The organism is Rhodococcus sp. 27YEA6 (assembly GCF_044908235.1).
In the GTDB taxonomy this organism is placed as follows: domain Bacteria; phylum Actinomycetota; class Actinomycetes; order Mycobacteriales; family Mycobacteriaceae; genus Rhodococcus_F; species Rhodococcus_F qingshengii.
Window position 1 is genome coordinate 1 of record NZ_JBIYCY010000043.1, and the last position, 10,085, is coordinate 10,085.

Here is a 10,085-nt window from a genome sequence, read left to right on the forward strand (position 1 = left end):
GTGGGGAACTATCTGGCCGTACGCGGGGAGAAACCATGGCCACAAAATGCGCCATAAATGGCCGCCAGTGGGGAGCTTACGATGGCCGTCGACAACTGATCGACTGCAGTTGTAACTAGATGTTGTGGGTATGGAAGTTTGCTCACGTACACGGATCGGATCACGGGCTGCTTCTTGTTCCACCGAGGGGACAGTTACCTAGACGATCTCCTACAACCGGAGCAACCGTGTCATATGCAGTGCGCCACGAGCGGTCTTGACCCGGCCCCCGCCGATCTCTGCAGCTTCGACGGCGCTACCCGCATGCACTCCACACCCGCTGATTCGGGGCTCGGCACAGTCCGAATCAGCGGGCCGGCCTCGTCGGCCGCTTTCACCAGACCAGTCAGCGAATGCAACCAGGCGAGGGTCTGTCTGTGATCTGGACATAGTCGTGTTTGAATATGTAATTGGCCTGATCGCCAATCCCACATGCCATTACAAAGAGTGCGTGCACGTCCATCCGACACTCGTACGCTGAAACATAACCGGGGCCTTCTGTAAATGTCGGTACGACCGATGCAGGATTCGTCTACTTGGCAACCCACGGCATCTTGCAAGCGAGGCCCAGGCTTGACACACAGAGAGGCGCCGTCTAGGTAAAGCACGGTCAGTCGTCGATTCCAAGCTCAAGTCCTTTGCGATGTAATTGGTGCTTTCTCTTGGAGAGACCAACACGCCCGTGAGCACTGACTCGCCCACGGGCCTGTTGCTTCAGAGCCAGGACTACTGGTCTCTGACGGTTACGGTGAGCCCGAGGTCCTTTGCGGCTGCTGCGATTTCATCAGCACTCTCCGTGTCCAGCATCAAGTCCAGGGTGCCCTGCACGTAGGTAGCGCCGCCCTCCTCACATGCCAGCCGCAGGGCCTTGAACAGTGCCCCGTACTTGTCGGCCGTGTCATCGTCGCCCAGGAGGTTCCCGATGAAGGATACCGAGAGTCGCTTCTCCGCTGCCTGCTCATCCTCGGGATCGGGCTGCGGATCAGGATTTTCGGCTGACGACCCACCAGATTCAGGGTGGGACGGTGACGCACCGGCGGACTTACCACCAGGGGATCCGGCACCGGTGCCGGTGTCTTCGCCGTCCATATCGGTTTGAGTGACCGTGCACTCGTGCAGGTCCTCCTCGACACCGCACACCTCACACTGCGGAAGCCGCAGCAGCAACCCCACACTCGCGAGGTTCACCTGCCCCGGACCCGTCACTGCGACGTTCGTCCCCGCCCCATCCACGATGCGTAGTCGGCCTTGGCCGACCGCATCGAAGATTGCCTGCCGAAGATCTGCGTCACCTCCGTGGAGCAGCGGCAGTCGGGGCGCGTTGTAGAACGCCCCCCTGATCTCTGCAAGGCTGCGTCCATAGTCCGAGGTCCGAAGATTATGCATGAGAGCGTTCACGCTCAGCTGGCCGGCGTCGAGAGCCTTGTCCTTATCAGCGAGCGCTTTCCACACCGCGGACCCGTTCAGCGCAGTCAAGTTGTCGGCCTCGAGCGTCAGGTCCTCGTAGCGGCGCTCGCCATCGGGATCCGGCTGCGCGAGGTACGCCACATGCTGAAAGGCCAGGCTCACCATCTTCTCCAGTTCCCTGCGTACGTCGGCGAGTTCTTTCCCTGCCTTGACCTTCAGCTCCGGATCCGACTGCACCTCTGACGACGCCAGCGCCCGCTCCCGTGCGAGGTACTCTTTCGCTAGGGTGCGGGCCTTCCCACGACGTCCGGTATTGACTACTGCGTAGACAACGCTGCTCGCCCACTGCACCGGCGGCTGTCCAGGTGCCGTGGACAGCCCCATCGCTGCCTTCAGTGCGGCGACAGTGGCCGACTCCATGCCGTTGCGCAGCGAAAACTGTGCGGGATCGAGGACAACGATCCTGTTGCTATGGGCATCGTCGGTCCCTGCGGTCGTCAGCACGTCCAGAGGTGAGCGACTCTGATCCGCGCGCACGATCCGCTTGTCCGTGAATGGGCCGGACACCGACAGTCGTTCTGCGACCTTCATGATCATCTCGTCACGGTCAGCGTCGGAGACCTTGCGCTTGAGGTCGTTGACGAGCATTCCGAGAGTGAGCCGGGTCGACAGGTAGTAGAGCGGGGGCTTGTTGTTGCCCTGGCCCGGTGTGGTCTCCACAGCCGAGCCGATCCCCTTCACATCGTCGAGGAGATCCTTGGAGACGATCTCAGCATCGAAGAAGCTGAACGCGCTGTCGGCGACGGTCATCGCCGCAAACAACTCCGGCCCAGTCGCGCCCTTGCCGCGGCTACGTCCCGGTCGCAGCGCGCCAATGATGCTAGCCAGGAACACGAACGTCGCTGCCCGCTCGGCCGCGTACGGGTTCGCCAAGTTCGCCATCGTCGGGTCTTTAACCCGCTCGAGGTCCTGCACTCGGGCAATGCCCTCCCCCCTCGCCCCGTTGACGACACAGTTCTCGGCGAGGCTGCGGTAGTTCGCGATCGTCCGATCGTCCTCCACCAGCCCGGACCCGAGGATTGCCTCGCGCACCGAGTTATCCGATAACGGCAGGTCGCCGGGTCCGATCAGCGCTGGCACCCACTCGCCGGCGACTCCGCGCTGCTGAAGCGCATAGACGGTGGCCGCGAAGATCCGGATCGTAGACCGCACCCGCTGGAAACCGGTCACTTGAGACCATTCGCCGCGCGCAATGCCGATGAGCATCGGGTGGAACGGGTAGCAGGCCTCGACTTGCTTGTCCCAGTCCTTCGTCCATGCCGAGTTCGTCGCGGACCACACGTTTTTCGCCCACGCGGGGTCTTGCATCACCACGTTGTAACTGGCTGCGGTCGCGGCAATCACCTCTCGCGCGGGCGGTGTTTCGAATAACCGGCGACGCAGGATCTCCGCGAAGTCCCCCACCTCCGTCACGGTCTCGGGGGTGCCGTTGCGCTCAAGCAGCGACGTTAGGTCATCGCGCCGCTTGCTGGCCGCGGATGACAGGGCGATGCTGTCGCTATCGGCAGCAATCATGACCACGATCATCGCCGTGTGCGGAACATCGTTGATTACATCGAGCAGCGCACGCAAGAACGCCATATCCTGTGCCGCCAGATCGGGCTTATTGGCACCGTCTAGCCCGTTGCCCATGTAGTCGAGCAGCTCGTCGATGATGATCAACACTGGTCGGCCAACCGATTTGATGGCGTCGGCGATCTTCGATTTGTCGTTGAAATACGGCGCGTAGTGCTCGAATCGTGCGTAATCGCGGTCGAATAATCGCCAGAGGAAGCGCTCGTAGAGGGTCACGGCTGGCCCGTCGATCGCTTTGTCGGGGGCGAAAGGTGTGAGGTTGTCGCATGCGAGGACCACTGCATGCGGGCGGTTCAAGTCGACAGGCAGCTCTCGCTGAATTTTCTTCGCTGCGGTCTCCGCGATTGACTTCCCCACCCCCGTTCGCAACAGCGCGGAGGGGTTCGCCGCGAGGTGGTAGGCGCCGATGCACGCGTGCGATTTACCGCCACCCATACCCTGGTCAAGTCGTGTGACCGCGCGAGCCTTGGTGTAGTCCTTGCCGCCGCCGAGCCGGATCGCGACCTCCGCGAGCAGCCCCACGAGCCGCGTCGTGGGGTAAGTGATGCTGCCGTAGTACTGCGCATCCGCGTAGGGCACCGGGCTGGCACTGGCGCCGCCGTGGGAGGCGTTGTACAGACTCATCTGGACATCGTCGACCTGCCCAGATGCGGTGATGATCTCGCGCCGAATCTGGAGCGCCTGCCACCAGGGGGTCACTTCTGCCGTCATTTCCTGGTCCTTCATCGGATTTGTAGGGTTCACAGCAGGGTTCCCTGGTTTTCGTCGTCGCTGCGCTTGAGCTTGGCCAGGTTGGCCCTGGACTTGGCGGCCTCAGTCGCTGTCCCGATATGGTCCTTGCCGCGCAGGATTCGGCTGAAACTGATCGCATCCGGGTCGCTTGAGGGGAGCTGGTCGGCGAGGAACTTGATGGCCGCCCACAGATAGACGTCTTCTGTTGTACGGCCGGACTTGGCCATGACCTCAGCCATCGCATCCATCCCATCCTCGGACACCTTCGCGAGCATCAACGCCACATCGATCACCGAGCTGTCCTTGCCGAGCGTGTGCTTGAACTTGGAGGATGTAATAAGGGACACCCCCTGGCCGGTGTCGGGCACCAGATCCCGAACGTCATCCATGTTCAGCGATGAAGCCATGCCTTCCCAGCGGAGCGCCGATTTCGCCTGCACCTGGCGCCCGTAGATCTGTACCCACCACAGCGCGAACCGGGTGCGGGAGTCGAATGTTTCCAGTGGGTGGTGTTCTACAATTACGGACATCGCGGACTGAACGGCTGACCTGGCGAGCGGGAGGAAGGTCTCGATGCCGACAGGTTCGCCCTTCGCATCGAGCACCTCACGGTATCGCCCAACGACCTCCATCGCGGGGCCTGACGCTGCCATCAGCATGTCCGCCGGCGCGAGCCCATCACGTTCCCAGTTGGCATAGCGACCGGTGATCTCGGCATAGATCTCCGACTCGACGACACCCTTCCGACCAGCCGGCCGGCCAGCCGGCGCAGGCCGACAGGCCATGGTGACAGTGGTCTTGATGTTGGCCTTATTCTGTTGACCTCCAGCTTCGGTATTCGCTGGCCAGGATGCGGTCATCACCAGCCCAGCATTCCCAATGACAGCCAGAAGCCGGCTCCACACCTCCGGGTCGCCGGAGCCGAACACGATCGACACGACACCATCGTCTTGAACAGCTCGGCGCATTTCCACGAATGCCCGCGCCAACATGGTGTCGTAGTGATCCTGATCGCGATGCTCACCGGGCGCGCGGCCGTGGTTCTTCACGATGATCTCTTGCGTCTTGTCTTGCAAGCCCCGCGGGTCGGGCGTGACAAGCAGCTCCGGATGCGACCTCCACAGCGCCCGCTTCAGCCACACGTAGAAAAAATCAGACGCATCGGAGTAGTAGACCATCGCGTCATATGGGGGGTCCGTCACCACCGCGGCCACGGCGCCGGCGCGCATTGGCAGGGCAACAGCCGACCCTCGCAACACAGTCGCCGGTACACCGACTGGCCTCATTTCCTCGAACACCGACCACAGTGTCGTCAGAGCCGAACGGACCAGAGAATTCCAGGTACCGGGACCGTCGCTGATCCCCGCCTCCAAAAAGTCATAGGAATGTTTGATCGTCGACTCGTTGACGAAGATATGATCCAACTGCTGATTGCCTACGTACAGCGTGGCACCACGCGTCGAGTACTTGAGCTTGCGGCAGATAACACTGCCGACGTATCCACTCAGCGCCCGAACGTACTCATCCCCACACCCAAGGTCCCTCAGCTCCTGACAAACTTCGTTGACGACTCGAGCAAGCCTCACGAACGACAGGGTCTGTCTGTCGCACATCAAGTCGCCGTAGGTACTCGATCCATACAACTGCGGGCGAATCGTTGATCCATTGTTCAGGGGAATCTGCTCGTCTGGCACCGCCGGAGTTAGCGGCGCGAAGTTCTTCTCTTCACGTAGCGCGCGCGCCGCTGCGCGCGCAGCTTCTATCTCCGCTACCTCCGGAACCCGATATTTCTTTCCCGTGTCAGTGTCAATGTCCGCGACGACCAACAACGCGTCTTCCCCGTGGCCCTCAGCAGCGAGCCGTTTGTGAACCTCCAAAGGGTGGACATGGCCGCAGTGTGGGCAGATAGCGGACTTCCCGACGATCTTCTTCCCATTGGCATCAAGTGCATTGGCGAGAGTTGGCGTCTTGGCTGGGATCCCGTCATGAACGACGACATTCCAGCTGCCGCTACGCCGGTCGCCCTCCACATAGAACGATTGCCCGGCATCAACTACAGCAGGGCCGCCCCTCTTTGGGTGTCGAGTCTTCTCCGGACGCAGTTCGTAGGAACCCACAAGTGGGAACCGGTGCCCGCAGTCTTGACACGGCACCGTCACAGCCCACAGATATGCCCACGGGGCCTTCCCCTGATGCTTCGGGTAGAACTCCGACACGGACCCTTCCCATCGATCCCCGATCGTGGTGAGAACTGCCTCAACGTCATTGATGAACTTGCTCTGGCCCCCGTCGATCACTGTCGATCCGTCGCCACCCCATGGAAGTTTCGGCTCCTGCGACCAATCCCGATACGGATAGTCAGCGAGCAGCTGGCTCGCAATCGTCGCGACCGGGCTGTATTCCACCCCCGTCGCCGGCAACCCCATCCGCGCTGCCTCCAAAGGAATCATTCCTCGGCCACTGAACGGATCCAGCACAGATGCCCCGTCCGGATTCGCTGCCAGGATCTCCTTCCGCAGTTCCCTCCACCCTTCGTACCGCCCAGACATCGCCCTCCGCACAAGCTCCTGAAGACGCGTCTGTTCAGCTTCGTCCTCCGGCCAAGGCAGCAACGAACACAGCACAGCAGCCTTCGCCTGCGCTGGCGGGCGCGCCGCAAACCAGGGGAACACTGCCTTCTCCGCCCGCCCTAGCCCCCATCCCCCGGCCGATGCCGAGTTCACTTCAGCGCAGGGAAACCAGCGCTCAATCATTCGGGTCACTTATTTGCTCCTAGAGCTGTCGATAGGGCTGAGCCGGGGACCCGGAAAATCGCGTCCCCCTTCATCTCGGAGGCGAACAACGTCGCCGGGTCTTCGTAGACGCCAAAGAGCTTGCCGACGCCGTCATCGCATTGGTCCACCACGTACAGCCAGTAGTCCTTGCGCTGTTGGGTGGCGATCAAAACCTCGTTGCCGGTCATGCGGATTCCGTTCGATGCGGCACTGCCAGCGACACCCTTGACCTCGATGTTGCGGCGCTGGCCGCCGCGGCGGGCCTCGAGGTCATAGCCGCAGAACTCCATATGCACATCGGCGACCTTCCATCCGTCGCTCTCCAGATGCTTGGCCACCAGGCGCATGGAGACCATTTCCGAATCGATCTCCTCCTTCATTGCGTCGTCCGCCGCCGGCCAGACGCGAATCCTGCCCACCAGCTCAGGATCGCTGAGCGTGACATCGACGAGCTTCTCCAGCCCTTCCAGCCGACGAGCAGTCTGCGCCCGCAGCACCTTCCGCATCGTCATTCGCTCCGCCCTGTCGGTGATCTCCTCAGTGAGAGCCACCGGAAGGTCCTTCAGGTCTTTGCTGGCCCGCGTGAACCAATCAGCGCGCACCTTCTGGTGCTCGAGCCGCGTCTGTACAGCCACCTCCAACGCAGCAGTTTGCGCAAGCTCTGCTCGCGCCGGATGCTCCAGCGTCCCGGCGCGGGCAGTCGGCGTCAGATTCGCCAGCGCCTCCCATCGCACGGGCCGTGCAGACCCAGAGTCGTCCACCTTGATCAGCGTTGCCCAGATGCTTGTGCGGCTGCCCCCCGACTCACTCATCGACGACTCGTACGCATACAGCTCGTACGGGGTCAGGCTTGAGGGGTCTTGGACTGCCCCGGACTGAAACATCGACTCCGCGAACGACTCTGAGGCCTTCCGGATGAGGTCCGAGAAGCCTGGTTCGCCGGGGCCGAGCGTGATGATGCCGCTCACATCGATGTCCTCGGCTGCCCTGGACAGCGCAGTGCCGCTGGTTGCGACGTGGACACTGGCCCCACCACCCAGGCTGGTCGGCAGCACCCCATCCGCGATAGTGATCTGCCGGAACCCCGTACCCGCGGCGCTACCCTGTGCGGTGATCCAGCCAGTGGCCTGGAGCCTGTCGAGATAGGCCTCGATGATCGCAGGGTTGATGCGCGAGAAGAGGTCTCGCTGAAGCAGCGTCATCGCAGCGACGGCATCGACCTGGCTTGCCAATCGGCGCTCTGTATCGCGCACCTCACGGGCCTGGCGCACCATGTCCTGCGTCTGGATCGCCTTAGCTGCCTCGATCGCTATGTGCTTCTTGTCCTCGTTGTCGCCATAGAGGTCTGTCAGCCACTTCTCGTAGTCGACGCCGGTGATCTCGGCGACCGCAGAGAGAGAGTCGAACATCTGGCCATGCAGCTCGTTGGCCGCGACAACGAAGTTCTCCAGCAGCCGCATCATCGTGTCGCCCTCGCGGGTATCAGTGGCCACGAGGTTGTACAAGAACACGTCGCGGGTTTGCCCCACGCGGTGGATGCGTCCCATCCGCTGCTCAAGCCGCACCAGTGACCAAGGAATATCGTAGTTGACCAGCACATGCGCAGCCTGCAAGTCGATGCCCTCGTTGCCGGCATCGGTGGTCACGATGATCTGGAACTGGCCACGCATGAACTCCGACCGCGTCTCATCACGTTCGGCTCTGCTCTGCCGGCCCGAGTAGGTGCGAGCGGTGTACCCCTCCGATACCAGCCGTGCGCGGATCCACTCCGCGGTGTCCGCATACTCGGTGAACACCACAGCTTGCTCCGTCGTCCCCGGCCGCACACCATTGATCGCCAGGCAGTCCTCCGTCAGCCGCGACCATTTCGACGGCGTCCAGCCGGCGCCGGCAACAGCAGCATCTAGCCGCCCCAGCAGGTCCTTCAGCGCCGTCTGCTCCTCCCGCGTCGCCCGCGAAGCACTGTTGACGACTTTCGCCTCATCAACAGCACCCTCGTCCCCGAAGTCGGACCTCTCCGCGTACAGCGCCGCTTCAGCCTCACTCCACTCCCCCATGCGACCCTGCCGGCGTCGTAAGGTCTCCGCAAGCGCATGCAAACTCGACGCAGCACGCTTGCCGTACACCATCCGCGCCAACGTCTGCGCCGCTGGCGGGAAGTAGCGATCCACCATGTCCAGCGACTCGGTATAGAACCCGAACTCCATGCTCGACAACGGCACACTATGGTTCGCCGCAGTACGCCCCTTGAACAACGGCCTGTTCTCGTCGTAGTCGAACAGGTCTTCCTTCATTCGACGCAGAAAATGCGTGGGACCAGGACGCAGCGCCTGCAACTCCACCTTCGGGTCATCACCCGGGTCCGGGTAGATCTCCGGATCCACCAGATGCAGCAAATGCCGGAACAGCCACTCCTTCCCGCGGTGCGGGGTCGCCGTCATCAGCAGCGCGCGCGGCGTGTTCTTCGCTAGGAGCCGGCCGACCTGATGGAAGCTCGTCGCTGTCGGGGTGAGCCGGTGCGCCTCATCAAACACGACCAGGTCCCAGCCCGCTAGGTCCGGCCGGATTGCCTCCGCCACAGCACCATTCATCGCCGCCAGCTCCAGCGACACTACCCACATGTCGCTGGTGGGAAGTGCACCCTGCTGGATGGTTTCTGCTGTCAGGTGCTTGAGTCCGCCGCCGAGCAACCGGTCGAAGTCCGCGACCCACTTCGTGCACAGGTTCGCCGGGCACACGATAATGGTGCGCCGAATCAGCCCCATCCGCTGCATCTCTCGGATGTATAGGCCGGCCATGATGGTCTTGCCCGTACCGGGTTCGTCGGCGAGCAGGAACCGCAGTTGTGGCTGCGGCAGCATCGCCCCGTAGACGGCGGTCCGCTGGTGGGCGTACGGCCGCAGCGGGGTGGCTGCCATCGCGCTGGTCTCCGCGTTGGACGCCGCAGCGTCCATCCATCGGGTCCACATCCCGGCGAGCACAGACGCGGAGCCCGCGCGGCCGTCGCTGACTAGAGGTCGAGCCGTTGATGTGTCGCCGGCCCGGATCGTCACCTCGTGGGTGACACCGTCATCGTCGAGCAAGATCAGCGTGATTCCGCCATCAGCTGCGGGAATCGGGTATCGCACTGTCGCGAAGGCCGGCAGTCCTGCCCTCTCAAGTCGCACACGCTGGCCCTGTTCGTACACCTGCCCACCTTCACTTTCCTCGATTCGAGTCCGCGTCGGCAACGGGCCTGGACTTCCCGGAGTTTATCCACGACCCCCGCGGCCATCTCCGAGACCTCTCACTTGCCGTCAACCCGACACAATCCACCACCAGAACTGCTGCCAGAACTGCTGCGCCACATGAGAGGACTCAGGCCGGCGCGGGGGTCTGTCCAGAAAACGGTGTAATTGATTGGTTTCTAACTACTTTCGTCCGGCAGACAGCCGTCCGTCGAACGTTATCTCGAAGGCATTCAGTGCTGCCTTCCATCGGTTGGACCAGCGCCTGCGG

The 10,085-nt window shown here is 62.5% G+C and carries 3 protein-coding genes; all 3 read right to left on the reverse strand.

All coding sequences use genetic code 11. From position 1 onward, the window contains the following. Positions 1 to 765 precede the first annotated feature (765 nt). The 3 genes from ABH939_RS32685 to ABH939_RS32695 are packed head-to-tail and all read right to left on the reverse strand — an operon-like array spanning position 766 to position 9,775. Positions 766 to 3,792 carry a DUF499 domain-containing protein gene (locus ABH939_RS32685; protein ID WP_404650728.1) on the reverse strand — a complete coding sequence of 1,009 codons (3,027 nt, stop codon included), beginning with the start codon at positions 3,790 to 3,792 and terminating at the stop codon, positions 766 to 768. Between the two features lie 29 nt (positions 3,793 to 3,821). Continuing rightward, positions 3,822 to 6,566, reverse strand: coding sequence for a DUF1156 domain-containing protein (locus ABH939_RS32690; protein WP_404650730.1), 2,745 nt, complete (start codon positions 6,564 to 6,566; stop codon positions 3,822 to 3,824). A 5-nt stretch (positions 6,567 to 6,571) separates the two neighbouring features. Beyond that, a complete protein-coding gene (locus tag ABH939_RS32695) occupies positions 6,572 to 9,775 on the reverse strand; it encodes a helicase-related protein (RefSeq protein WP_404650729.1) in 3,204 nt (1,067 codons plus the stop codon). Between the last annotated feature and the right edge of the window lie 310 nt (positions 9,776 to 10,085).